At 41.0% G+C, this 26,069-nt stretch carries 27 protein-coding genes; 12 read left to right on the top strand and 15 right to left on the bottom strand.

Features of this window, described 5'->3' with window-relative positions:
* Positions 1-107 precede the first annotated feature (107 nt).
* Complete coding sequence (locus ACSSS3_RS16655; RefSeq protein ID WP_442845574.1) at positions 108-893, bottom strand: tRNA pseudouridine(38-40) synthase TruA; 786 nt, start codon at positions 891-893, stop codon at positions 108-110.
* A gap of 238 nt (positions 894-1,131) precedes the next feature.
* Here ACSSS3_RS16655 and epsC point away from each other — a divergent pair, with 238 nt between their 5' ends.
* The 3 genes from epsC to ACSSS3_RS16640 are packed head-to-tail and all read left to right on the top strand — an operon-like array spanning position 1,132 to position 3,653.
* Positions 1,132-1,923, top strand: coding sequence for a serine O-acetyltransferase EpsC (gene epsC, locus ACSSS3_RS16650; RefSeq protein ID WP_442845573.1), 792 nt, complete (start codon positions 1,132-1,134; stop codon positions 1,921-1,923).
* Positions 1,924-1,942: 19 nt separating this feature from the next.
* Positions 1,943-2,827: a cysteine synthase CysM gene (cysM, locus tag ACSSS3_RS16645; protein ID WP_442845572.1), complete on the top strand. Its 885-nt coding sequence runs from the start codon at positions 1,943-1,945 to the stop codon at positions 2,825-2,827.
* Positions 2,820-3,653, top strand: coding sequence for a DUF1853 family protein (locus tag ACSSS3_RS16640; RefSeq protein WP_442845571.1), 834 nt, complete (start codon positions 2,820-2,822; stop codon positions 3,651-3,653). The genes cysM and ACSSS3_RS16640 overlap by 8 nt, the downstream gene beginning before the upstream one ends.
* Before the next feature lie 5 nt (positions 3,654-3,658).
* Here ACSSS3_RS16640 and ACSSS3_RS16635 read toward each other — a convergent pair whose 3' ends face one another.
* Positions 3,659-4,123, bottom strand: a complete 465-nt coding sequence (locus tag ACSSS3_RS16635) for a cold-shock protein (protein WP_228229731.1) — start codon at positions 4,121-4,123, stop codon at positions 3,659-3,661.
* A gap of 318 nt (positions 4,124-4,441) precedes the next feature.
* Here ACSSS3_RS16635 and ACSSS3_RS16630 point away from each other — a divergent pair, with 318 nt between their 5' ends.
* Genes ACSSS3_RS16630 through ACSSS3_RS16620 form a run of 3 tightly spaced genes read left to right on the top strand, consistent with a single transcriptional unit; the run spans position 4,442 to position 6,346 of the window.
* Positions 4,442-5,047 (top strand): hypothetical protein, encoded by a 606-nt coding sequence (locus ACSSS3_RS16630; protein WP_442845570.1) that lies wholly within the window; start codon positions 4,442-4,444, stop codon positions 5,045-5,047.
* 7 nt (positions 5,048-5,054) lie between these two features.
* The gene (locus tag ACSSS3_RS16625; protein WP_442845569.1) at positions 5,055-5,693 is read left to right on the top strand and encodes a hypothetical protein; all 639 of its coding nucleotides are present in this window, start codon (positions 5,055-5,057) and stop codon (positions 5,691-5,693) included.
* A gap of 8 nt (positions 5,694-5,701) precedes the next feature.
* A complete protein-coding gene (locus ACSSS3_RS16620) occupies positions 5,702-6,346 on the top strand; it encodes a hypothetical protein (protein ID WP_442845568.1) in 645 nt (214 codons plus the stop codon).
* On the opposite strand, the gene ACSSS3_RS16615 is transcribed toward ACSSS3_RS16620, so the two are convergent.
* From ACSSS3_RS16615 to ACSSS3_RS16600, 4 genes are all read right to left on the bottom strand, one after another.
* Positions 6,343-7,614 (bottom strand): MFS transporter, encoded by a 1,272-nt coding sequence (locus tag ACSSS3_RS16615; RefSeq protein ID WP_442845567.1) that lies wholly within the window; start codon positions 7,612-7,614, stop codon positions 6,343-6,345. The two genes, ACSSS3_RS16620 and ACSSS3_RS16615, sit on opposite strands and share 4 nt — an antisense overlap.
* Before the next feature lie 107 nt (positions 7,615-7,721).
* Positions 7,722-8,339 (bottom strand): protein-tyrosine-phosphatase, encoded by a 618-nt coding sequence (locus ACSSS3_RS16610; protein WP_442845566.1) that lies wholly within the window; start codon positions 8,337-8,339, stop codon positions 7,722-7,724.
* A gap of 13 nt (positions 8,340-8,352) precedes the next feature.
* Positions 8,353-8,814: a DUF6428 family protein gene (locus ACSSS3_RS16605; RefSeq protein ID WP_442845565.1), complete on the bottom strand. Its 462-nt coding sequence runs from the start codon at positions 8,812-8,814 to the stop codon at positions 8,353-8,355.
* Between the two features lie 11 nt (positions 8,815-8,825).
* Positions 8,826-9,161 carry an ArsR/SmtB family transcription factor gene (locus ACSSS3_RS16600; protein ID WP_442845564.1) on the bottom strand — a complete coding sequence of 112 codons (336 nt, stop codon included), beginning with the start codon at positions 9,159-9,161 and terminating at the stop codon, positions 8,826-8,828.
* 159 nt (positions 9,162-9,320) lie between these two features.
* Here ACSSS3_RS16600 and ACSSS3_RS16595 point away from each other — a divergent pair, with 159 nt between their 5' ends.
* From ACSSS3_RS16595 to ACSSS3_RS16585, 3 genes are all read left to right on the top strand, one after another.
* Positions 9,321-9,785, top strand: coding sequence for a ferritin-like domain-containing protein (locus ACSSS3_RS16595; protein WP_228229723.1), 465 nt, complete (start codon positions 9,321-9,323; stop codon positions 9,783-9,785).
* A gap of 141 nt (positions 9,786-9,926) precedes the next feature.
* The gene (locus ACSSS3_RS16590; protein WP_442845563.1) at positions 9,927-11,117 is read left to right on the top strand and encodes a pyridoxal phosphate-dependent aminotransferase; all 1,191 of its coding nucleotides are present in this window, start codon (positions 9,927-9,929) and stop codon (positions 11,115-11,117) included.
* A 2-nt stretch (positions 11,118-11,119) separates the two neighbouring features.
* Positions 11,120-12,274 (top strand): permease, encoded by a 1,155-nt coding sequence (locus tag ACSSS3_RS16585; protein WP_442845562.1) that lies wholly within the window; start codon positions 11,120-11,122, stop codon positions 12,272-12,274.
* On the opposite strand, the gene ACSSS3_RS16580 is transcribed toward ACSSS3_RS16585, so the two are convergent.
* The 9 genes from ACSSS3_RS16580 to ACSSS3_RS16540 form a co-directional block, all read right to left on the bottom strand.
* Positions 12,271-12,954 carry a hypothetical protein gene (locus ACSSS3_RS16580; protein WP_442845561.1) on the bottom strand — a complete coding sequence of 228 codons (684 nt, stop codon included), beginning with the start codon at positions 12,952-12,954 and terminating at the stop codon, positions 12,271-12,273. The genes ACSSS3_RS16585 and ACSSS3_RS16580 overlap by 4 nt on opposite strands.
* 3 nt (positions 12,955-12,957) lie before the next feature.
* Entirely contained in the window at positions 12,958-13,797 is an 840-nt protein-coding gene (locus ACSSS3_RS16575) for a toll/interleukin-1 receptor domain-containing protein (protein ID WP_442845560.1), read from the bottom strand.
* A gap of 17 nt (positions 13,798-13,814) precedes the next feature.
* Positions 13,815-15,116, bottom strand: coding sequence for a toll/interleukin-1 receptor domain-containing protein (locus ACSSS3_RS16570; protein WP_442845559.1), 1,302 nt, complete (start codon positions 15,114-15,116; stop codon positions 13,815-13,817).
* Between the two features lie 68 nt (positions 15,117-15,184).
* Positions 15,185-15,406 carry a PGDYG domain-containing protein gene (locus tag ACSSS3_RS16565; protein WP_442845558.1) on the bottom strand — a complete coding sequence of 74 codons (222 nt, stop codon included), beginning with the start codon at positions 15,404-15,406 and terminating at the stop codon, positions 15,185-15,187.
* Between the two features lie 71 nt (positions 15,407-15,477).
* Entirely contained in the window at positions 15,478-17,664 is a 2,187-nt protein-coding gene (locus ACSSS3_RS16560) for a caspase family protein (protein WP_442845557.1), read from the bottom strand.
* 6 nt (positions 17,665-17,670) lie between these two features.
* Positions 17,671-18,177, bottom strand: a complete 507-nt coding sequence (locus tag ACSSS3_RS16555) for a hypothetical protein (RefSeq protein ID WP_442845556.1) — start codon at positions 18,175-18,177, stop codon at positions 17,671-17,673.
* A 53-nt stretch (positions 18,178-18,230) separates the two neighbouring features.
* A complete protein-coding gene (locus ACSSS3_RS16550) occupies positions 18,231-20,231 on the bottom strand; it encodes a tetratricopeptide repeat protein (protein ID WP_442845555.1) in 2,001 nt (666 codons plus the stop codon).
* A 273-nt stretch (positions 20,232-20,504) separates the two neighbouring features.
* The gene (locus ACSSS3_RS16545) at positions 20,505-22,967 is read right to left on the bottom strand and encodes a zinc-dependent metalloprotease (RefSeq protein WP_442845554.1); all 2,463 of its coding nucleotides are present in this window, start codon (positions 22,965-22,967) and stop codon (positions 20,505-20,507) included.
* Positions 22,968-23,111: 144 nt separating this feature from the next.
* Positions 23,112-24,068 (bottom strand): aldo/keto reductase, encoded by a 957-nt coding sequence (locus ACSSS3_RS16540; protein ID WP_442845553.1) that lies wholly within the window; start codon positions 24,066-24,068, stop codon positions 23,112-23,114.
* 184 nt (positions 24,069-24,252) lie between these two features.
* On the opposite strand from ACSSS3_RS16540, the gene ACSSS3_RS16535 reads away from it, so the two are divergent.
* The 3 genes from ACSSS3_RS16535 (at position 24,253) to ACSSS3_RS16525 (ending at position 25,980) form a co-directional block, all read left to right on the top strand.
* Positions 24,253-25,401, top strand: a complete 1,149-nt coding sequence (locus tag ACSSS3_RS16535) for a sensor histidine kinase (protein ID WP_442845552.1) — start codon at positions 24,253-24,255, stop codon at positions 25,399-25,401.
* A gap of 130 nt (positions 25,402-25,531) precedes the next feature.
* On the top strand, positions 25,532-25,669 hold the full coding sequence (locus ACSSS3_RS16530; protein WP_228229710.1) for a hypothetical protein: 138 nt from the start codon (positions 25,532-25,534) through the stop codon (positions 25,667-25,669).
* Positions 25,670-25,680: 11 nt separating this feature from the next.
* Positions 25,681-25,980 carry a hypothetical protein gene (locus ACSSS3_RS16525; RefSeq protein ID WP_228229709.1) on the top strand — a complete coding sequence of 100 codons (300 nt, stop codon included), beginning with the start codon at positions 25,681-25,683 and terminating at the stop codon, positions 25,978-25,980.
* Positions 25,981-26,069 lie beyond the last annotated feature (89 nt).

The raw sequence follows: 26,069 nt of genomic DNA, 5'->3' as shown, positions 1-26,069 counted from the left end.
GATAACAGACACCCCTGTTTATCGGGGTTAAGGTCGGGTTAAACCTTTGAGGAAGAGGGTTAATCTTTGTTAAATGAAGGATGCTTTAAGTTAATTTAGCACAGGTTTTAGTCTTTCAAAAAAATACTCTGGAGAATAAGTCCCGAAGCCTGAGCGATATGAGTTAATTTAAACTCCCGGCTACCATCGAGACTGCGTTTAAAATCTTCCATACTAAGTACCCCCGACCCGAGATCGAATAAAGCTCCCATCATTAAGCGCACCTGATGCCGCTTAAAACCTTCGCCCACAACCCGAAAAACATACGATTGATCCGGAAAAAAGCTGGCCGAATAAAGTGTATTGACCTCGACCACGGCCTTCTCAACAGTCATCAGGGTTTGAGTCTCGGGATTTGCCTTGTAGGCATAATTTCTAAAATCGTGCGACCCTTCCATCAGCTTTGCACCTTCCTGCATCAAAGGGATGTCTAAATCCTCCCGAAAATTAATCATATACGGAGCACAAAAAGGATGGTTTTTTGAGCCAAAGGAAAAAAGATAGATGTATTCTTTCAGCTTTGGAGCCTGAATAATATTGGTTTGCTCTTCGAGTTCGGCGATTTCAAGCAGGCGTATATCCTGCGGAAGGTTGACATTGAAGAGGTCAAAAAACGTTTCCAGATTTAATGGTTCGTCACGCAAAATCAGCTCGACATACGTTTCGTTGACCGAAACCTTCGCGTCAGTACGACCGGCGGCAATAAATTTAAAATTGCCGTGATTGAGCACATACTTTAAGGTGCGCTGCATCATCCGCTCTACCGTAAGCAACTCTGGCTGTTTCTGCCAACCGTGATACCTAAAACCCAGGTATTGTATTTTTAAAAGGTAGTAATATTCATTTTTAAACATGCTTCAAAAATAGTAATCTTCGAACAGGCAAATACTATCTGGCTGTATATAGATCATCGAAAAATTAAATTGAGGGATTAAATCTCCGATGTGAATTTGGGGAATTTCCCTGCCGAAAAGGGGAAGTATTACAACAACATTTATCTAAATTTGAAATGTCTCAAAGTTAAGACGACAAACAACGCTCGAATAGTCTTTAAAAAGGGTTGCATAAACCCAAAAAAGCTTAGACCTATTTATGGTAAATAAACTCACCATCATTCAGCAAATAAAGGCACATAAAAAAAATGCCAAGCTCAATTATAAATTAAAGCAAGACGCACAGCTCTTTACCAAAGAACTCTTCAACACCTTATTTAACTATCCTAACGATCTGGATGCTGATCTAGACAGGCTTGAGAAGTTATTTGAAGATTTAGTAGAGCTGGCCTGCTGGGAAATTGATAAAAAATGCAGCAAGGTCTGGGATGACTATGTCGCAGAACTTCCGGAGATCCTGCGTATGCTCAACCTCGATGCTGAGGCGATATATAAAAACGATCCTGCCGCAGAAAGTATCGAAGAAGTTTACCTGGCATATCCCGGTTTTTATGCAGTAGCCATTTACAGGCTAAGTCACGCCCTCTACCAAAAGGGCTTTCCTATTGTACCCCGACTGATGACCGAATATGCCCATCACGTTACCGGTGTTGATATCAACCCCGGAGCAACCATTGGAGAACATTTTTTTATGGATCACGCCACGGGTATTGTAATTGGAGAGACAGCTGTCATCAAAAATCACGTAAAACTGTATCAGGGTGTAACACTTGGAGCCTTAAGCGTGACCAAAGAGCTGGAGTCGGTTAAACGTCATCCTACCATTGAAGATCACGTGACAATTTACGCAAACGCAACCATTTTAGGCGGTGAAACGGTAATAGGATCTAACAGTATTATAGGCGGTAACGTCTGGTTAACAAAGTCGGTCCCACCCTATTCTCTGGTATCCCACAAGCCCGAGATACTCATCAGAGAACTCGAAAAATAATCTGCAATCAAAAAAACTCATGAATTTTTCTATAGAACGCCTCATAGGTAATACGCCACTTGTTGAATCAAAAGTTTTAAATACCAATCCTAACGTAAAACTGCTCTTTAAGCTTGAAGGCCAAAATCCCGGCGGTAGTGTTAAAGATCGCGCTGCGTATAATATGATTACGGCAGCCCTGGAACGGGGTGAAATAACCAAAGACACCAAATTGATTGAAGCGACCAGCGGAAACACGGGTATAGCTTTGGCTATGATTGCAGCGATGTACAAACTGGACCTGGAGATTGTTATGCCCGAAAATGCTACAAAAGAACGCGTACAAACCATGCGGGCTTATGGAGCTACCGTCATCCTCACACCTACAGAAGTAGGCATAGAAGGTGCCCGCGATTTTGCTGAGGCTAAAGTGAAAAACGAAGGCTACTTTATGTTTAATCAGTTTGGAAATCCTGATAACTGGAAAGCCCACTACAAAACCACAGGCCCTGAAATATGGAGAGATACCGAAGGAAAAGTCACGCACTTTGTCTCATCAATGGGTACTACGGGCACCATTATGGGAACTTCAACCTATTTAAAAGAGCAAAGTTCAAATGTTCAGATTGTGGGCGTACAACCTACTGATGAATCCAGTATTCCCGGAATACGCAAATGGCCGCAGGAATATCTGCCCAAAATTTTTGATGCTACAAAAGTAGATCAGATTCTCGAAGTTAGTGAGGCTGATGCCCGGGTGATGGCCAAAAGACTGGCAGAAGAAGAAGGTATTTTTAGCGGTATGAGCAGTGGCGGAGCAACTGTAGCAGCCTTACGTCTTTGCGAAAAACTGAAAGAAGGTATAGTCGTTTCCATTATTTGTGACCGGGGAGATCGCTACCTATCGTCAGATCTCTTTGATTAATCTAAATAGTCATACTAGTCTGCAAAGGCAGTATCTGGGTTTTCTGGAAACCCCGCAATTGCATTTTGCTCCTCTTGATTTTGAGTACGCTCACTTTGAGCTAACGGGAGCTTCCCGGCAACTACCAGAAGATTTTGAGATGCCGCATCCCATTCGTTTAGGGCAACGCATGGAAGTTTTTATGGAAACAGCCCTGCAACAGGATTTTGAAATTCTCGCCAAAAACCTTCAGATAATTGATCATAAGCGCACCCTTGGAGAATTTGACTTTATTCTAAAGCCAAAAAACAGTGCCGATGTTATTCATCTGGAAATGGTTTATAAATTTTATTTCCTGAGACCCGAAAGCGGAGATTATTGGATAGACATGTTACAGGGGCCTAACGGAAAAGATCACCTGAAACTGAAACTCAAAAAAATGCGTGATCAGCAGTTTCCCTTACTTTACAAAACCGAAACACAAGCTTACCTTAATAACCTGGGGATTACAGCTCAACGTATGAAGCAACATCTGTTTTTCAAGGCTCAGGTTTATATCCCTGCCGGTTTTGAGAAAGAACGGGCACATGAGGCTTTTGTAAATACAATACAGGGTAATTACTATACGCAGGAACAACTTTACCTGCTAAATAAACCGGTTAACCGCTTCTACATTCCGTTTAAAAATGATTGGGTTTCAATACCTGATTCTGCAGCTGGTTTTGAAGACTTCGAGAGTTTTTATAAAAAAATAAGCGTTGCTCTACGTGAACAACGCTCTTCCCTGTTTTGGATTTTCAATTCTGAAACAGTAGTGTTTCAGAGGCATTTTGCCAGCTGGTGGTAATTGCCTTAGATCTTACTAACGCGCACGGCGTTCATCCCTTTTTGACCACGCTCGAGTTCAAATGAAACCTTGTCGTTTTCATTGAGTTCACCTTCAAGAATTCCGCTTACGTGAACAAAGTATTTTTCCTGGTTTTCTGAATCGATTATAAAACCAAATCCTTTAGAATGGTCAAAAAACGAAACTTTTCCGTTTCTGAATTTAGCCTCTTCAGCTGCCAGTTTATCTGCTTCGGTGGTCTTGGGAACACTGATTTGAATATCTTCAATGTCAATTTCAACCTTCATAGAAGGATCTGGCGGGGTATCGGTAAGATTTCCATTATGATCAACATAAGCGATCATATCTTCAAAATTTCCACCGGTAGAATTTGCCTTACGGGCTTCTTTTCGTTTTTGCTTTTCTTCTCGTTTTTTTATGCGCTTTTTTTCGCGTTCAGTCTTACTATAAGTTTGTTGTGATTTTCCCATTTAATGTTTTAAGTGAATAGATACTGCGCCTGAGTCAAGATCAGAAGTATACTACACGTGGGATACGAAGAAATGGAGAAGCTTATCTTATATCAGGCGTTTCGAGTACGGCTTAAGCGGGTGGCTTTGACTAGACTGCTGTAAAGGTACGCATTTGTAATGGATAATCCGCATAATTCTTGCTCCAACCCAATGCACTTCATCGGTAAGTTCATTGTACTTAAAAAATATATTCTTACAACACTAAATACAAGTCTTAAATATGTGTATTTTAACCGATTAATGATTACATTTGCCGTGTAAACAAACCCCAACAAGTTGAAAATAACAGTACTCCTCTTTTTTTATGCCTTGAGCTTTACAGCTTTCAGTCAAACTGATGGAGTTGGTATTGGTACTACTCAACCCAGAGCGAAGTTAGAAGTTGCCGGCGATGCAAAAATATCTCAAGGAATTTCCATCGGTGTGATAGATAATCTTGAGGATGCAGATACTTCTACATTTTTAATTCAAGAATCCTCAGACCAAATAAAATCTTTAGATGTTAGTAATCCTACAGGCGCAGCATTGGGATATATTCAGGTTTATGAAATTTATAACCCAAATGAAGATTGGGTATTAGATTTTGATACCGGAATTGACGCGAATGATTTCGTTCTAAATACCTTATCCGCCTCTTACGATAGAGAGCTTGATATAGATAATAATGCAACTATTCCCTATTATTCAGCATTCATAAATAATGGTACATGGCATATTACAGCAGATTTTCCTGCTGCTAATAACCTTTACCCATCTGAACTGGGTACCTGGACTATAACGACATTAATCTATTCGAAAGATTTGTCAAAACAGTTTGGTAATGTTGTCATTGACATGAGCGGAGGTTCAACCGGAACAGCTACAAATCCTATAATTAACTAATATAGATATGAATAAACAGATACCTATTCGGTTATTTATGATAATAATACCGATGATACTTTCTGCCCAGGTTGGAATAGGTACAACACAACCTGAGGCTGATTTACACGTAGCGGGTTCGATGATAATTCAGGAAGCATTTGAGTTAGGTGCATTACCAACCGTTCTAAACAGTGATGAAGACTTTAAATTACTTACTCGGACAACGAATTCTACTCCAATAAATGGAGAAATAACCCGCTTGGATGTAAATGTTTTAACAGTAGCACCCATTAATATAGTGAAATACCGTTTTCATAATTTAGACGGAGATAACTTAGTAGATGTTGATTTAGGTTATGAAACTTCAAAATACATTGTAGGTATTGCAGACTTTAGATATATTGGAGATCCTGTAAACAAGAATATTATTAGTGGAACTTACGGCTCAATAGGAGCATTTGTTTTACGATCTTTTGAAAGTGGCGGCACTTGGCATTTAGAAATTAGAAACAAGTTTTTGGATGTGGATCCCAGTGATAATGTTGAGTACCAGTGTACTCTCATAATTTATGATACTTCCTTCTATCGCAAAATGCCAGTTATCAGAACCAATTTAAATGGTTCCAATCAAGGTACTGCAATAACTGTCCCTAATCTGTATTAAGCTAAATCATGAAAATATTTCTCATACCATTTGTACTCTTATATTCGGGTTTTGCTCTAAGTCAGGTGGGTATAAACACAACGACGCCTGTAAGAGCACTGCACGTAGAGGGTAATACAATGACAGATGAGAAGCTTTATTTAGAAAATCCCGGTAATTCAACTCAGATAAGGGGTTCAAAATTAATCATTGAAAAAACAGATAAAGCCATTGTTCAATACGATATAAATATTAGTAAATACGGCCCCATTAATTACGCTCAGCTTATCTTCAGAAATACTTCAAGAAATGGCGTTACAGAATATGACACTAAAATTAGTACTCTTGACTACGCTGTTACAATTCAGGGATATTATTTTAGAGAGTACAGTACAAATAGTACTAGTGTGATAACAGCAAGTAATTCCGGCAACGGTGTTGTTGAGGGTTTTCAGGTTTATGCTTACAAGAACCCTTCAACAAATACTTGGTTTATAAAAGGTATTGTGAATAATGGTTTTTTCCTTGTTGGCACAAATACCAACACAAAAATTGATCTATATTTAAATCTTATTATTTATAGAAAAGGATTTATTTCTAAAGAAATTCCTGACGTTTCTTTAGATCTTAATGGAAATCCTACGGGTTCTGTTGCAAAACCCCCAGGATTTTAAGCTTCAGCATTCTCGTGCTCTTCCAGATCTTTTCTAAGGTCTAGTTTTCTGAATTTAGGCGAAAGGATTCCGGTTGCGACTACTGTGATCAGCGTCATACTTCCACCAAAAACCACGGCAGTAACCGTTCCCATAAGTTTTGCTGTTAAGCCGCTTTCAAAAGCCCCCAGTTCATTAGAACTACCCACAAACATAGAATTTACCGAAGCTACCCTGCCCCGCATAGAATCTGGCGTTTTTAATTGAAGAATGGTTTGTCTGATAATCATAGAAACACCATCGGTGACACCACTCATAAATAAAGCAAAAACCGAAAGCCAAAAACTCGTTGAGAGTCCGAAAACAATAATACAAAGCCCAAAACCGAAAACTGCCGCCAGCAATTTCATCCCCGCGGCTTTGTACAGCGGAAAATAAGCAGAAGTAAACATCGTAATCAAAGCTCCAACCGCTGGAGCCGCACGCAAAATCCCAAAGCCCTGTGGCCCCACTTTTAGAATATCCTGAGCGTAAATAGGCAGTAAGGCTACTGCTCCACCAAAGAGCACCGCAATCATATCGAGACTTAAGGCCCCTAGTACTGCCTTGCTGTTGCGCACAAATTGAATACCCTCTTTTAAACTCTGCAATACGGGTTCTCCTATTTTTGGGTTCATTATAGGTTTACGCTTAATTCGTGTCAAAACACCCAGCGCCATTAATGAGAAACCAAAAATCACGCACATAGACCAGTGAACCCCTATAAGATGTATTAAAAAACCTCCAACAGCCGGACCTACCACTCCGCCCATTTGCCAAACGCTGCTACTCCAGGTCGCAGCATTAGGATATATTTTTTTTGGTACGATGAGCGCAAATAAAGAGAATATGGTAGGACCAAGAAACGCCCTAACGATACCGCCTATAAATACCAAAGCATAAATAAAATATAAGGTTAGTGAGGTAGTAATGTGTTGGGTTACCACGGGCCAGGTCAATAAAAACAGACCCACGCTCACTACCGAAAACCCAAATATGCACTTAAAGAGCAAACTGCGCTTTTCGCGCTGGTCAACGATATGACCTGCAAAGAGTGCCAGAGAAACCGCCGGAATTACCTCCATAAGACCTATAATCCCCAGCGATAAGGGATTCTTGGTTATGCTGTATACCTCCCACTCGATGACCACAAATTGCATAGACCAGGCAAAAACCATAGCAAAGCGCACCAAAAGAAATAGGTTAAATTCCCTGTACCTCAGGGCTGCATACGGATCATTTTTTGCCATAGAATAATGCCTAAAACAGATTTGGTTTCCGCTGCAAAAGTAAGTTTTTGGACCGCTTTTCTTTTAAAAATAGAAAGGAATATATGCTGGTGTTGCTTTTAAAAAGATCAGCCTTGCACCTGGCTAAAAACATATTTCATTTCGGTCGCGATCTCCTTACTCCGCGCGGCATAAACTTCCGCTTCCTGTGGTGTGCCGTCTGCAATTTTAGGATCTTCATAACGCACCGGAATACGCGCTTCAGCTCCCGGAATAAACGGGCAGTTTTCATCTGCGTGCGAACAGGTCATTATTGCCGCGAAGTTTTTGGAAGGATTATCAGGATGATCATACAGTTTTGAGAAAGCTTTAATCTCCGGCAGATTATCGGCAAGACTTAAGTTGTAAACCGGATTTTCAGCACCTTCATTTTCAGCCTTAAAACCTTGTTTAATTAAAGTATTTACCGCGGTTTTATTAAAAACCGTAACTTCTACTCCACCAGAAAAAGTTTTCGCCTCAACATCAAAATATACGGCCATCGCCTGAGCCCAAATCTGAGAAAGCTGGCTGCGTCTGGAATTGTGAGTACAAATAAAGTTAAGCTGTATCGGTAAAGCCTGAGCTTTTTTAGCCAGGAGATAATCAATAAGAGTCTGAAGCTCTTCTTTCCGGGATTCTTCAATAGTTTCCAGTTGCAAAGCATCAATAAATGCCTTTAAATCGGTATACATATAGTTAGACAAATTAATTATCTGATTAGCAACAACCGTTTCCCGGTATACAGGGATCTGAGGCTGCATTAATAAGCGGTGTGGTTTGACGCTGTGGCACTCCACAGGCATCTTTCGCCAAACAGTCTGTTTGTAAAGAAGTTAGTTTAAAATATTTCCCGTCGTAATCAAGACCATAAATTGCAATAGTTTCTGCCTGATACTCAACCTCAAGTTCTAAATCTTCCAAATCAAGCGCCTTTTCAGAAAGCTCAAGAATGCTTAAAAGTTTCTCCGGGTGTAAACGGTGGTTGTAATCCTGTGCATTCCACAATTGCATAACGATTGTTTCTTTATTGCGTAAGGTCCCGCCACAATCGATAAATCGTTTAGTGCTCTGCCCTACTTCGGTCACGTGAAAGTGCGCAGGCACCAGTTTTCCATCAGGCAATTCAAAGCCTATTTTATGAGCTTTGGTAATGATTTTTTTTAGTTCAGATAGTTTCATAGTATTTCGTTTTAGCAGCATTCGGTTGATGTGCAACTTTGCAGCGAATCAAATAACAGATTCAATTCCTTTTTTAAAATGGTTAGAGCTTCGGGATCAATACAGTAACAGACTCGCACACCTTCAATGGTTCCCTGAATTAAACCGGCTTTCTTCAATTCCTTTAAATGTTGGGAAACGGTGGCCTGAGCCAGACCAATATCGGTTACCAAATCGCCGCAAACACAACTGTCAAACTTTGAAAGTTGCTGTAATATGGCAATACGAGCCGGGTGCGCAAGCACCTTGGCATAAGCCGCAAGCCTGGTCTGATGATCTGTAAACAATTGTTCTTTAGTTGCTCCCATAATATTAATCGCAATATTACGATTAATAAATAAACCTGACAATTCTAATGGAGTAAAAGTGTTAACCTCGTACTAAAAGCCCCTGTATATCTACCACATACGCTAAAGGAAAACTAACTTTACAAAACTGATCAGCATGTTTAATTCAGTTAATACACTATGGAAAAGACTTCAAGTCACGACACAATTACCGAAGGTTTACAACGTCTTCTGGTAAAAAACTATGATGCAGAGAAAGGATACATTAAAGCGATGCAGGATATTGATCACGCAGCTTTGCGTGGTTTTATGCAAAGGCAGGCCGCAAAGCGGAATGGTTTTGCTACCGAATTGGATCACGAGTTGCATTTAATCAATGAAAAACCAAAGTCTGACGGGAGTTTAGCCGGCGATCTGCATCGTACCTGGATGGATTTGCGCGATGTACTCAACCTCAATGATAAATCGGCTATTCTTGAAGAGTGCCTGCGTGGGGAAGAAACCAGTGCCAAAGAATACGAGCAGGTGCTTGAGGATATTCAGTTTCCGCAGCATTTACGCACGGTCATCAATAATCAGCTCTCAAAAATTTACAGGACTATAGAAGACCTTCATCAACTCGAAGACATTACCAAACTGCAATAAATTCCCAAAAAGGGTTTCGAATTAGGTGAAATTTGGTCTTAAAAATTACCAGATAATTAATTTATTGAGTTGTTTTTTAGCAAGTCCACACCATAACAACGATTTGATTTTCATAAATTTAAAGAAATCAAATCGTTTTTTATGACATCTTCACAACTTCCCAGAAGAGACTGGATCAAAAAATTGGCTCTGTCTATAGGAGCAGTAGCCGTAGCACCCACAGCGCTTTGGGCAGATACCGTTGAAACAGCAAGACGCAACAACCAAAAATTCTTATACCGCAATCCGGTTTTTGACGAATTTACACCTCCAAAAATCCCCGACCTAAGCACAGTTAAAGCCCGTTTGGTTTGGAATGAAAATCCGCATGGCCCTTCTAAAATGGCGGCTGAAGCATTTCAGAAAGCAGTCTGGGACGGCAATCATTACTCATGGTCTACCCTGAATGATTTGGTTGAAAAAATTGCAGTTTTTGAAGGGGTAAGCCCCGATCAGATTATGATGGGTCCCGGTTCTTCAGACCTTCTTGAAAAGACAGCTTTAGTGCTATTTCAGGATGGAGGAAATGTCATCAGTGCAGACCCCAGTTACATGTCTTTAGTGAGCGTGGCCAAAGCTGCCGGCGGTTCCTGGAAAGCAATAAAACTTACCGATGATTATCAGCATGACCTCGATGCAATGGAAGCTGCGATAGATGCCGATACTAAACTCGTTTACATCACAAACCCGAATAATCCCACAGCCACAATCACCAATACCGAAAAACTCAAAGACTTTTGCTCCCGTGTTTCAGAACGGGTACCGGTTTTTGTAGATGAAGCCTATCTGGAACTGGCTCCGGGCGGACTCGAAGGCAGTATGGCTCCCCTGGTTGCCGAAGGTAGAAACGTTTTTGTGACGCGTACTTTTTCTAAAATTCACGGCATGGCCGGCTTGCGTATGGGCTATATGCTGGGGCATAAAGACTCTCTGGCGGCCATAAACGAAATTACCCGTGGCGGGATGGGCATTAGCGGTCCCACAATTGCCGCTGCTTCTGCCAGTATGGACGATAGCGAGTATCTGGAAATGTGTAAAACCAAATTTGATGAAGCCCGAAATTACACCATGGCGTTTCTGGATAAAAAGGGAATTACTCCTATGCCTTCTACCACAAACTTTATCATTTTCCCCATCGAGATGGAAGGTGATGCTTTTCTGGAGCAAATTTACGAACGCAAAGTAGTCGTCAGGGCCTTTAAATTCTGGGATCAGAACTGGTGTCGGGTAAGTTTGGGCACGATGGAAGAAATGAAGCATTTTACAGATGCCATTGATGAAATTTTGGTTTAAGTATGGATCACAATCTGCAAAAAACCGTATTGTTTCTGGTTTTTATTCTATTGGGATTACTGCTTAAGGTAAAACTTAAAAACAAGCAGGAACTCGCCGGGATCAAGATGATCATTCTCAATCTTGCGCTTCCTGCTACCATATTTATAGCGCTCCTGAGTATAAACGTCGAGTTATCCCTGCTCATTTTACCCGTAATGGCCTTAGCGCTAAATGTTGTGCTGTTTGCCGTTGCTCCGGGTATTTTGAGCTTTACAGGGCTTAAGCGCGGTACGGCAAACTTTAGGACCGCCCATTTACTTATTCCTTCTCTGGCGCCGGGGCTGAGCTGTTTTCCTTTTATTCTCGAGTATCTGGGCGAAAGCTATCTGGCCAAAGCTGCGATGGCCGATTTAGGGAATAAGGTTTTTGTCCTTTTGGTTTTATATCTGATCGCTATGCGCTGGCATTATAAAACTCAGGAAGTAAAAGGAACATCTAATAGCAGTAAACTGAAGAATTTAATGCTTGCTATGGTCACCGAACCGGTAAATCTCTTTATCGCCGCAGCCTTAATCCTGTTGTTTGCAGGATTTAGACTAGACACGTTACCTTTTGTCTTTTCGGAAGGATTATCAAAGCTTAGTTTATTAATGACACCATTGGTGTTACTGTTTATAGGGCTTTCGGTAAGTGTGAAACGCAATCAGTTTTTACAAATTCTTTCGCTTCTCTTAATACGCGCCGGAATCGTAACCTTTTTTGCACTTGCTGTTTGTTATTTGGGCAACATTTCAATTGCCGAAGATCGCCTGTTGCTTCTGGCTTTTGGACTAAGTGCCTGTAGTTTCTGGCCTTTTGCACACATCGCAGCGGTCGCTTCTCAGGAGAAAGAGCTCAATAATTTGCGAAAAACCTTCAACCAAAATTATGCGATTAATATTTTGGCGATTTCCTTTCCGCTTTCGGTGGTGCTTATTCTGGGGATCTTAGCTACAGGAACTCAATTTGCAGGCTTATCAGGCCTGTTGGTATTGGGGTCAAGTCTTGTGCTATGCGGTTCTGCTTATCCTGTCGCGCGGTATTTCTACCGTAAACGAAAATACAGCAACTCAGAAATCGAAATTTCAGTTCCCAAAAAACCTTCTATACGCGTTAGACAAATCCACGAGAATTAATCCTGGGTAATATAAATATCAAACCTACTCGACCTGTATTCTTTAGCCAGATTTGAGTCTCTTCCACGAGCAACTTTCAGGTCAATAACATTTCGAATTCGGTTTGCCAAACTATCTGCCCTGGATTTTAAATCGTCGTCGTAATAATAAAGCGTTCGGTTTTGACTATCTAAATACACGGGATTAGCGCGTATTAACGTATCTTCTTCTACAGCATTTAAAAGTTTCAATTCCTGTGAAGCATTCTTTTTATCAAATAAAAAGACCACCTGAAAATCCCGATCCCTTTTAAAATCTAACCCTAATTCGTTGGCTTTTATTTTCCAGTTATCGAGCTTTCTCAGGGTGTCTAATGGCAATTGACGCAATCGGGAAATGCTGTCAAAATACAGCCCTATAGCGTCGAGATTACGGGTTAATCGGGTGTTGTTAAGCTCCATTTCACTAATCGAATCGTAAATGGTATCAATCATAGACACATAGCCTATGGTCTGATTATCTATGATTTGCAAACTGTCTTTAGTACGCTCCAATCGTTCATTGGAGCGCGAAAGCTTATGATTCAAACTAAAAGTCAGCGCTAGTAACAAAGCGATAATAATACCAGCGATGATGTAGAAAATCTTGCTTTTCTTATCTCTTCTTTCAACTTCGGCAATGGCCTGGTCTAGTGTTTTCATAGTTTAAATGCTGGCTAGTCTAATAAAATCGGAATTCATATTCTCAATATCAGCTTCGGTAAGCTTTGAAATGGCCCGCTCCAGACGGTTTCTTTTCAGTTCAAAAAGTTCAATAAGCTGAATGCGGCTGTCCCTGTCCCCTATTTTTCGATAGACAAATAAACCGAGCATTGCTAAAATGGCCAACACGCTTATTAAAATCTGCTGCTGTGTATCCTGAAAATCAAGATTTTTGGTTAAAAAATTGATCATAAAGATTGCACTAACTCCAAGGCTCAATACCCCAAGACCAATGAGCAAGTGGTACAAACGTTTTACCCGGGACAGGTGAAGGCTCTTTGCCTTGGCGATCTCTTCCGGTGAAATGAGGCGCTCCTCTAAAAAGTCAGACTCTGAAGGCGATTGAAAAATAGAAGTTACTACTTCGGCTGTTCCTTCCAAACGATCTGTATCTACCTCCCTGCTTTCCTTTAAATCCTGAAGTAATATCAAAAATCCTTCTTCCAGAGATTTACTGCAGTCTATATATTGTACCCTGCGAAGCAATAAGGGAATGCGGCAGTCTTCAAGCAAAAGCGGCACTATCTTTTTCTTCTGTTCAAGCGCGCAGTCTATTTCGCTCAAAACATAGGTAGAGGCTACAGCAGGCGGCGATAAAAGCACCAGTACAGCGTTAGCTTCTTCCAGGGCATTTTGGATCGCAATATCCCAATGCGTACCCGGCTCGAGATTGAGCAGATCAAGCCAGACCGCCACGCCCTGTCCCTGAAGGCGTTGCGCCAAATCGAGAGCAATCTCTTTATTCTTACGCGAATAGCTGATAAAAAGCGTTTTAGAATTCATTTAAATAAGTAGGCCAGTTAATTAACAACATGTTCATTTGAAAATTTAATTTTAATCCAGTACGAGCTGCCACTCTCGATAACTTCTTCAACCAGGACTAATGATTTTGATTTTGTAGAACCCACTACAGGAGAATTAGACTTACTCCCGCCTCTTATGGTTCTTGCCTGCGTCGCAACATAAAATTTATCAACCAACGGTACACCGTCTCCAGGAGGTTCAAATGCCAAATCAAAATAGTTACTATACTTACTACCGTAATACACATAGCCGGTCTGGTCCAGATAATCTATCAATTTTGTCTTTGCCGCTTCTCTAAATTCAGATTCGGTATGGGTTTTATAGAAATTGAGATAATTAGCATAATGATTAAGCAGTTTTACGGCTTCCCATTCTTTTTGTTGCTGAGCCAGTGCCAGTTCTTCGGGTGTTGGTTCCGGTTCGGGCTCGGGCTCAGGTTCATCAATAAGCGCTACATCGGGCGTGGGTTTAAGACTATCCAGCTTAGTTTTTACCAAAGCCATATGTTCACAGGAATCAAAATTTGCAATATGTGCTTCAAAAAGTCGCGCATCGCTTTGGTTTTGAATTAGTTTCCAGTCGGTTTCATCTGCGGTTTCGGCAATCTGGGTATTTTCATCAGGCGGTGATTGAAATTGCACTAAAGACCAAATCGCAATCCCAATGGCAAAAACTGCCGCTATGCTGTAGAAGATGGTGTTTTTTGATGTTTTTTGAGCTGCAGAAGTCGAAGTCTGAGCTGTCGAAGAGGGTATTTCCTGATTCTTTTCTTCAACAGTTGCATGCGTCGTGCTTTTAACCCCAGTGGTGTTTTCCGCTTTTTCAATCAATTTATGGTCTGCTGCAGTATCTGAAAGTTTAGAAGCCACCCGCTCTTCAAGCCCTAAAGACGCAACAAGCGTATTCAAAGCCTGATTCCGGTTTCCTGTAAAATCAGCAAATTGGAGCCTTCGCAGTCTAAACGGAATATCACATTCTTCCAGCAGAATGGGTACTACCCGTTTATTTTCTTCTAAGGCAAATGAAACTTCATCCATTACATTTGCAGATTCTACAGAAGTCCTGGAGAGTATCACCAACAGCGTATCGCTCTTAAAAAGAGCCTGCTCGATGCTTTTATCCCAGCGCGAACCGGGCTGAATATCCAACTGATCGAGCCAGACCTTTGCTCCTGCTTCGCGAAGGCTTTGAGCAAGATGAATCACAAAATCGGAGTCCTGCCTTGAATAACTAAAAAAAATAGTACCGGTATTCATAATCGTCTTTTTTAAAGAATGCTTCAGGTTTAATGAACGCATTCCGAAAACACGTGTTTATAGGGAGACACGTATTTATTATTTTGATTATCTGATTTAGGGGTACTCTTTTATTTTAAATCATAGGTTTTCTTAAAAATGGCGTCATCACAGGCATAGAGCTCACCCTGAATGCCTTCCATTAACCAATCGCCTGGTTTGCCCTGCATCATTCCTTCAAGGGTTTTAACCTGAAACGCTTCATGAATCTGCACGCAGTTTACCGGTATGGGTTTTTTAACCGCTTTTTGCCAGTTCCCAGCAACATCAGACTTTTTACTGAAGGTTTTCATTAGATATTCCATTATTAGATTAAGACTGATGTTCTCGCCTACAAGTTCATAAAACTTTAGGCACTAGTAAATTACAATAAAAAATTTGTATCCAGGAATTGAATAAACGGGTCTTTCGGATTATTCGTTTCCATAAGCTGGGTATAGGCCGCATACGCATTAGTGTAAATGGAATGTTTTTCGCGCGGACCTGCCAACACCACAGCCTTTTCATAAAAACTTCTGGACTCTTCAAAATTCCCTAAATAAATATGCGCTTCGCCTAGAGTGGCAAGTTTCCAAAGACTGTCAAAATGATCTTCATCGCAGGATTTTAGGGCCTTCCGGGCATAATCTGTCATTTTTGTATGATCGTCATTAACAATAAGACTTAAAAATGCCAGATTGATCGCGTGGTAATAAATCTGACGGCAATCCTGATTGGCTTCCGCGAGCTCCAATGCTTTTTTATAATATTTGGTTGCAGCTTCGCCGTCAGCCGTTTTAAATTCCTTCAAATACTTACGTTTAAAACGACCTCCTAAAACGCCCATAACATCAGAATCTGCCTGAGACAGGGGATGTTTACTCAAAATGGAAATGGCATCGTCTGTCCTTCCTAATTCTTCTAAAGCGTAAACCAACTGCTCCAGGCCGCGCTTATCGAGTTCCTGTGCTTTGGGTTCAAATTTCTCAACTACAGCCTGAAACTCGCCCGTCACCAGATTTTTATCAATAGCATCGGTTTGATCAGAAGTGGCATCTGCCGTAAAAAGACTAGTCACGAGACTCATCACCTCGTCGTCTTGTGATTTCGGCTTAATCATAGAAAAGTGTGAGCCCTGAATCATTAGCGTATGCTCTTCCGGAAAAGGACCGAAAACAGATTCGTTTGTAACATACTCATCGTTAACTGCGGCAATCACCTTAAAATCAAAAGGATATTCTTCAAAACGCCGGGACCAATCTGCCCGTAAACCCGTTATAAATTCGCCTGAAGCATCCAGATCCCTGTATTTTTTATTGAAGATTCGGTCGAGAAAGCCCGATTTCAATCCTGCGCTGGGCGTGCCAAAAAGCAAGACGTGACTAATATCTTTGAGTCTGTTTTCCTTTAAATCAATCAGGGCCTTTTGCACGACGAGTCCGCCGGTGCCGTGAGCCAAAATCGCTATTTTCCCGTATTGTCTAAAGCGGAATTTGAGGCAGGTGGCTAAATAATCGGCAAGCTTTTCAATATCATCAGCATCTGCCCAAATGCTTTTGCCTAAATGCGGAGCTACATATTCTGAAAAACCAAAAGGAAACAAATCCCATTCTTCAAAACGCGCATCCTGCATCAAAAACTGAGGCATTTCGCCAAAACTTGAAGCACCTTCACCAACAAAACCGTGAACAAAGAGCATCGCAGCCCGGGCATCATCCCGTTTTCTAAAAGCGGTAATTACCTCAGGTTTGTGCGATTTGTCTACGGTACGCTTCTGTAAAGCAGCCTCCCTATTTACTTTAGTTCGCAGCTCCTGAGGAATGTAACTCAATACAAAATCATCGTAAATCTGAAGATTTGCATACGGGCGTTGTTCAGGCTTGCGCTCAGGCACTTTTTTAAATATGTATTGAAAGACTTCAGAGATACGCACAAATTCTTCCTCAAAAGATTCTTTATGTCTTCCTTTTAGAACTTCGATTAAACATTTGGTAAACAAACTGTTATGATCCCCATCCAAAATCCATGAAAGCTGATCTTCGCGGCAGGAAGATAAGATAGACATGCCTTTACCGTCGTCAACCTCCTGAGCCAGACCTTCCAGATTTTGAAGTTTGCTAACGGTATTAGACACTCCACTACCCACCTCTCCCCGGGTCATTCCGGCCGCGTGACAACTGTCTAAAAAGAATATAAGCCTGCGGGAGTTTATCTTATTTATTTTTTCTTTGAGTTCTTCAGCCTTTACCCAGGTCGTATCGTAGTTATCCGGGTCAAAATCATTGGGAACCAAATAAAATTGATTCCAGGGTTCGTAAAAACCTCCGTGACCGGAGTAAAACAGCATCACCGAAGAATCTTCATCAATCTTCCCAATCAGTTCATCGAAGCCTTTAAGAATGCCCTCACGCGTTGCATTTTTTTCGGTGAGTAAAATGATATTTTCTTCAGGATACCCCGCCAGTTCCTCATCTACCAGAATATTATAAATAGCTGTGGCATCAAGAACGGTGGTAGGTAAATCATTACCTACTCCTATGAGTAACGCGTAGGCTTTAGAAAGTTTACTCATAGCTGCTTATTTTACAGTGGCGTACAGTTGTTCAATTACCTGTGCCTGTTCATCGGTTATTGCGGGGTTTGCAGAATTTGCCAGATCAAGGGCCGCGTTAATCACTTTTTGTTGCTGAAAGGTAATTAAGCCTATTTCAGACAATTGCGAAGAGAGGTTACTCGGGTTATGGTTTGAGGCCTCAATGCCGTGATTACGGGCTTTTTGATTTAAAAACTCCTCAAGCTCTTTTTTAACTTTAAGCACCCGCTCGTATGGAAATCCCTGTGCTGAAACTGTCACAGACTTTGCAGAATCTCGCAGTTGTGGCGCCATCTTGCTTAAAAGTGCTTTTGCCTCATCTAGTTTATTTTGAAAGGTCATCGAGATTCCCGAGGCACTGGCGTCAAGCGATTGCATCCGGTTGATCGCCCCGCCAAAAAAGCTTTTAAACTTAAAAACGATTATCAAAAGCGTTAGTGGCCAGATGATTACACTAATCAGCTGTACCAAATCTCCAAAAGTCACAGTCATACTAAAGTTGGTTTTTAATTTTTTGACTTGTTTTCTATTCCGGTTTAGCCGGTTTAATGCCAGTAGGTCAGAATCGCTTTAAATTCGGGGGTATTGAGATAGGGTTTAAAGTGGGGGTCGTATTGATATTTTGAAGAGGTATACAGATAGCCTGCAGCTACTGCACGTTTCATATAATTAAATACCTGATCTTTATCGCCAATGACGGCGTAGTATCTGGAAAATAAGTAATCAATTTGTCCAAATTGATACTCGCCTCTTAAACTGTTGAGTAATTCCAGCTCCTCTTTCGCAGCTGCGGGATTGTCCTGTAACGCGTGAATATTCGCTAAAAACCCTATGACTACTAAATCTTCAGGATCCTTCTCTTTTAGTTTTTCAAATTGCTCCAAAGCTTTAATATACGCTTTCGAATAGTAGTAAGCTCTTGCAATATCAAAATCAGCAGCCTCACCTTCGGGCATTTTTAAAAGCTGTTTGAAGTAAACCGAAGCTGCAGCCTCTCCTTGAATCACCAAACTCTGTATTCCGGTGTATAAAAGAAAATCACTTTTTTGCTCCCCACTGAGTCTTAGGCCGGGAGCCGTCAATAATTCCAACGGATCTTTACCTTTAGCCAGGTATGCGACGGCCAGAGGTTTCAAGAAATATTCCTGATCATTATACCGGTACAGTGCGCCTGCATACTTAATGACGGAGTCAAAACGCTTTAAAGCAAGATCGGAGTAGGTTTTAATATAAACGCGGTTTGAGCAGTAAAAGCAATTTTCGGCATCAGAGTCTTTCATGTCAATTTCCTGAAACACCGTATCTATGATTTCAGGACGATTGATGTACTGCAAACCTACAGTGAGCATCGTCGCATTTGTGTTCAATTCAAAAGGAGCCAGATCATACTCCCGCTTTAAATGCCGATATACCTCCCGGTTATTTCCTTCCAGCAAAGAAGAATACATTTGTACTATGTTCTGCTGTCTGGGATTTGAACTGAAATTTTTAGTAATAATCTTTAAAATGGAATCTGCTTTTCGGTATTGAAGCTGATCGTAATAATAGGTAAGCTGAAACAGGCGAGGTTCAAAGTACTTAGGATCAATTTCAATGGCTTTTTCAATCAGCTCAAGAGTGCTATCGTCATAAACTGCTGCGTTCTTTGCCTCCAAAAAAGTTTCATAGGCCGCATATTTTGGAGGTGTTTCTTCAATATCCGTATCTTTTTCTTCCGCAGTTATCAGGAAACCTAACAAACGTTGCTTGAGTTCTTCAATACAGTCCAAGGGATTGTTGCTATCGCATTCAACAGGGTCAAGCGAAATAAGCGTTTTATCTAGTTTACCATCTGTAATGCTACTTTGAAAGATGAGCCGGTTGCCATTGAGAAAGAAATTACCAATTATAATCTGGGCTGGTTTAAAATAATCTTGTAGAACCGTATTCTTTTTATTTCCGCTGAGCTGAGATTTAATAATGTTTGAATAATCTTCTACAACTTGAGGGGTTATCACCTGAGCAATATCTTTTTGGGTGATTCCGTGGGTGATCCAATCTGCCGCCATTTTTCCAACAATATCAAGCGTGTCTTTGCCCGTATTATTTTCAAATTTTAAAACTCCAATTTTATCCGTGTTTTTAAGTGTTATAGAACCGGCCAGGCCTGCCTCATTGGGTACCTGATTTTTAAAGAAGTTGTTGCGCACTACAAAGAATAACACCAGTGTGATTAAACAACTCACAATAAATATGGAAAGAAAGTAGTAGCGTTGAAAGGGAGTTTTACTGCCGAAAAAGCCTCGTTTAGAGGGCAAACTGCCTGCTTCAGCCATATTTTTTTTATGGATGGGAGCAATCTGAAATTTCCAAATGTAGAAGATATACACAGGAAACCCTATAAGTAAAAGAATGAGCGTGTAGGTTACCACACGGGGCGATAAACCCATAGGTTGCTGCAAGGTAGAAATCACCTGAATTGCCAGCCAGCTGAATACCGCATAAATAGAAAGCTTCTTGAAAACTTCCTTATCCTGACATTCCTTTAAAAATGCATTGAACCTCATTTGTTAAAAATAGGAAATAGATTTGTTAAAATATATCTTTAAATTATTGAATTTTAACAATTTATTTAGTAATATACAGGGTATAACAATTAAAATCCAACACTATGTCAAAAGATCCAAAGAAAGAAAGCAAAGCTTCCAAAAGCGCGGAAGCAGGTAAAGATCAAAAACCTAAAAAAGACAAACCAAAAGGAGGGGTAACTATTAATCCCAGAAAAGACTAAAAAAAAGACCGGCGATTGCCGGTCTTTTTAATTTAAATGAAATTCTGATTTATCGAGGATCAAGAATTAAGTCAATACGCTTATTCAGATCCTGTAAGTGATAACGGCTCAAACTGTCACCGGTACGGTTTGCAGCACTTGCAGTTAAACGCTGAAGCGTGTTTAATTCTGCTCGGGCGATCGCTCTGATATCAGATTGACTCACGTTTACATCAGTCGCATTACGACGTCCCTCCTGCTCTTTGGTAAGCAGATACTCCAGACGATCAACATAAGCACGTTGTAAATTACGTCTATAGGTATCAATTTTAGATCCACTACGCAATTCACTGAATATTCCGTTTCTCAGGTCGTCCATCATTGAAGTCAGCGTGTATGCTTCTTTCCCGTTAAGCGTTTCATTCTCTATCATACGAGCCATTCTTCCAAAATCAAGCACGTTATTCAACGTACGAGACTGTGTGCTGCGAATGCGCTCAACCATACCGTCGTGCTCAATTCGGTTTAGAATTTCGGTATCGATCATCCATTCCGGAGTATCAAAAAGCTCATCGTTTAAGAATTTTAAGCTTTCCTTTTGACGCTCCTTTGGCACCGGAATAAATACCGGACCTTCCTGATCGTAAGTTTTGTAGTACTCATAGACGCCGCCTATATTGTTGCTTACGTGCCCCATATAACGGTTGTACTGTCCTAAAACCTGACCGTATAAGGTTTCTAAATCGTCGTAATTCTTGCCATCTTCTGCGGTCCAGGTGATCAGGTTAGGTACGATGCGTTTTAAGTTTGCGATACCATAAAGACTCGCTTTAACCGCATCATCTCCCAGATCTTCGGTCTGTGCGCTAGGGTCAACAACCTCCCATTGTTGTGCTCCAAAACGATACATAGGATCACCGGCGTGTTCTAAAATCCACTCATCAAGAATAGCTTTCTCCTCTTTTCCTTCCTTATCAAGAATGGGTTTGTATCCCCATTTGATAGCATAATTGTCGTAAATACCAATATTTGGCATCATAGAAACGCCTTCATCACCCGGCTGAGCAATGTAATTAAAACGGGCATAATCCATTATGGAAGGTGCCGTACCGTATTTTTCGGTAAAGCTCTTAGAACGTAACGAATCTACAGGATAGGCAACACTGCTTCCCATATTGTGCGGTAGTCCAAGGGTATGACCTACTTCGTGAGAAGATACAAAGCGAATTAAACGCCCCATAATCTCATCTTTAAAAGCTACACCACGAGCATCCGGATTGATCGCTGCGGTTTGTACAAAATACCAGTTGCGTAATAAGGTCATTACGTTGTGGTACCAGTTTATATCAGATTCTAAAATCTCACCACTACGAGGGTCGCTTACGTGCGGTCCGTTAGCATTCGGGATTGGAGAAGCTAAATAACGTACAACAGAATACCGTACATCTTCCGGAGACCATTCAGGATCTTCCTCTTTTGATGGGGGATCTTTTGCGATTATCGCATTTTTGAAACCGGCTGCTTCAAAAGCTACCTGCCAGTCTTCAATACCTTGTTTGATATAGGGTCTCCATTTTTCAGGAGTCGCACGATCTATATAATACACGATTTGCTTTTTAGGCTCTACCAGTTCTCCGGCTTTGAATTTTTCTACATCTTCCGGTTTAACCTCAAGTCTCCAGCGATCCAGATAACGCACAGTTTTACTTTCCTGAGCATCCAGACCATAATCTACCTGCCCTCTGGCAAACCAGCCTACGCGCTCGTCAAAATAACGTCGCTCCATCGGCTCTTTAGGCAGTAAAACCATACTGGCATTCATCTCAACAGTAATTGAGCCTACGCTTTCGTTACTGGGCGGATTCTTAGAATTATAGGTTTTTACATGACGTGCTTCGATATTCAGCGGATAACTCTTGAGGCTTTCGATATAGCTTCGGCCTTTATCTACCGAAGAAACTTTATACTCCTCCCGATAATATCCCGGTAAGCCTAAAGACTGAACATCATCACTATACAGATCATTAACCTGAATAACCGTTTTTGTTGAATCTTTACTAATAGTCTTGATATCAAATGAAAACAGTACGGGCTCAAAGTTAGAGTTGGTCACCGCCTCGTGAATGGGTAACGAGTCTGCAGCAAAAATTTGATGCGATACAACTCTAAGCAGTACTTTTTTATCTCTTTTTTCCCAGCGCAATACCTCGGTATTGGCTTTACCTCCACCAAAACCAAGTCCTGTGGCTGTTTTGGCGATTCGACTCACCATCAGCATCTCGCGGTTAAACAAACTGTCAGGAATTTCGTAGAAATAATCGTCGTCTACCTTATGAACGGTAAACAATCCCTCATCAGAAACAGCATCTTTGGTGATTACCTTATCATAAGGCTTAAGACCGTTTTTAGATTTTTCTTCTTTTTCAGCAGAAGCCGTAGCGCTTCCTTTTTTAGCTTGCCTGGTCGTTGCACACGAGACCACCGTCATCAGTGTGAACGCAAAAGCAAAAACCGGGTAAATTTTTATCTTCATAGTTTATTTTTAGAATGCCCCAATTTAAAACACACGCAAAAGAAAACCTGTTAAGAAAGTCTTAACAGGTTTTGTTAAAATTTAGAAAAAGTAAAGTCAAACCGCCTTTTAGAAGTTTTTACAGACTATTTGATAAGGTTTAGCTTAAATCGTTGATTTTTTTTCAAGACTCGCTGCGTCTAATCGTTCTAAGTCTTCCTGATCCAATTGAAGTTTTAATGCCTCGTCAAAAGCTTTTAACTGAGACTCACTGGTTGCACTTACAATGGGTGCTGAAATACCCGGTTGAGCCATCGTCCAAGCGATAGAAATCCCTGCCTGTGAAACTTCGTGCTTTTTAGCTGTTTGTTTCAATGCCTTGAGCACAGCCTCACCTCGTTCATCAAAATACTTCTTTACAAATCGCTCGCGTTCTTTACCTGAGGCATCAGCTGCATCGGTGTATTTACCGGTAAGAAAACCACTGGCAAGGGTAAAATAGCTGTTCACCTTAAGATTATTTTCCATACACAAATCCCTGTAAGCGCCTTCAAAACCATCACGTTCCATCAGGTTGTATTCGGGTTGTATAAAAGTATATTTGGGCAGATTTTCCTCTTCTGCAAGTTTTAAAGCTTCCCGCAAAATAGCCAGAGGGAAATTTGAAGCTCCTATTTCCCGAACCTTACCGGCTTTTATAGCATTGCGATAAACCGCCAGCGTCTCGTGTTGCGGGGTGCTGTCATCGTATTTATGACTGTAATAGACGTCAATATAATCGGTTTGCAGGCGTTTGAGGCTCAGATCGAGCTGCTCTGTTATATACGGAATAGAAAGGTCGGGGCTTCCCTTGCCCATAGGACTTCCTCCTTTGGTTGCAATAATAACCTTATCCCGGTTTTTACGTGCCTGCATCCATTCGCCCAGCACGGTCTCGCTTTCTCCCCCGCTGTTCCCTTCGGCCCAATAGGAATACACATTAGCTGAGTCTATATAGTTCAGGCCGCGATCTATAAGGGCATCCAGAAGTCTGAAGGAGGTTTTCTTATCTGCTGTCCAGCCAAAAACATTTCCACCAAAAACAAGGGGTGGCATTTTAAAGCTTTGCACATCTGTAGTCATATCTTTTTATTTTCGGGTTTTACTAAAAATACAAAAGACCACGGGCGCTATGCTTATTCGACACCTAAATTTCTGTTAAGTCCCCGGGGATTTTTCGCCCTGAAACTCCTGAAACCTGATATCAAATTTTTTGTATTCCATTTAAAAATTGAATTATCTTTAGGTTACCTCAAAATCAACATCGATGAATTACCTCAAAAAAGAACTCTACCAATTGGTAGCAGATGATCCCCGAATTTTTGAGTTTATTCAGGAATCATCTCTTGATGGAATGTGGTACTGGGATCTTGACAATCCCGAAGAAGAGTGGATGAACGCCAAATTCTGGACCACCCTTGGCTATGACCCTGCAGAAATGCCGCATAAGGCAAACGCCTGGCAGGGTATAATTGATCCCGAAGATCTGGAACTTGCCATCGAAAACGCCCAACGTCATTTTAATGAACCTGATTATCCTTACGATCAGGTCGTGCGTTACAAGCACAAGCTGGGACATACCGTATGGATACGTTGCCGCGGTATCGCCATCAGAGATGAAAACGGTATTCCCAAACGCATGCTTGGCGCCCATACCGAAGTAACCGATCTTAAAGAAAAGGAAGAAGAACTGCGTAAAATTGTCGAGATCACGCGTGAACAAAACGATAAGCTTCAGAATTTTACCCACATCGTTTCTCATAATTTACGGGCACATTCAGGTAATTTTGAGATGCTTTTGCAAATGGCGGCTCAGGAAATTCCGGGTATAGAAGAAAACGAATTATTTCAGCATCTCAAGACCACCTCTGAAAATTTGATGGAAACCATCACTCATTTAAATCAGGTAATCCTGCCCGGAACCCGACTTAAAGATTGTCTGAATCCCATAAAACTTCACGAATCTGTAGAGAAGACTATTAAAAACCTAAGTTTTTTGGCTCAGGACACGAAGGTGCAGCTTATTAATGAAATAAGTACTGATATTGAAGTTATGGGAATACAATCCTATATCGATTCCATCATCTATAACCTGATTTCAAATGGTATCAAATACCGCGCTCAGGATAAGGAAAGTTATGTACGTATTAGTTCGTCACAAATCAATGACTCGGTTCACATAAGCTTTGAAGACAACGGTTTGGGAATGGATCTCGATAAAATGGGTACTAATTTATTCGGAATGTATAAAACCTTTCATGGCAACAAAGATGCTAAAGGGATAGGTTTATTCATATCGAAAAATCAAATCGAAGCTATGGGCGGAAGCATCAAAGCGCGCAGCAAGCCCGGCCAGGGATCAACTTTTACGGTTATATTGCCCTATCAACCCGTGCAGATAGCTGCTGTGTCTTGAATAGGCGCTCAAAAAATTAATAAGCAAGTCCTGAAGCATACCTAAGCTAAAGTTCTGTTAAGCTGTTACTAATCAAAAAATCCCTTGATTGAAATGGTGTAATTTAGTTGTAACAACCAACCAAATTACCATGAAAAATTTACTGCGCGCCATCCTGGCGGGATACGGAGCAAAAAAAATAGGAGGCGGCCGCTGCGGCTGCATAGGAACCATTGTCGTATTTCTGATACTTTACTGGCTACTGGGCTATGTTTTTAAGGTCTTTTAAACCTATAACCTATGAATCAACTTATTATTAAAAACATCAGATTGTGTATACTGCTTGGTGTAGTTGTACTGTTATTGCTCATTCCGGTGGTCGCGATGCAGTTTAGCAGAGATGTAAACTGGACGGGCTTTGACTTTGCCGTTATGGCTGTTTTGCTCTTTGGGACCGCGATGGCGTGTGAATTTATCCTGCGAAAGGTAAAAACTTTTAAAAATCGCGTTTTGATTTGTGGAATTGCCCTGTTTCTGTTTTTCGTGCTTTGGGCCGAAATCGCGGTAGGTATTTTTGGCAGTCCTATTGCCGGAAGCTAAAATTAAATGTAAACGACTTAGTATAAATCAACGAGCCATCTAAAGGAAAAATAACCTGAATGTGAGTCAAGCCTTGTGGTATACTACAC

The sequence above is a fragment of the Leeuwenhoekiella sp. H156 genome (genome assembly GCF_052218455.1).
GTDB lineage: Bacteria > Bacteroidota > Bacteroidia > Flavobacteriales > Flavobacteriaceae > Leeuwenhoekiella > Leeuwenhoekiella parthenopeia.
The sequence above is the reverse complement of the archived record's forward strand: the minus strand, read 5'-3'. Positions and strand labels throughout refer to the sequence as shown.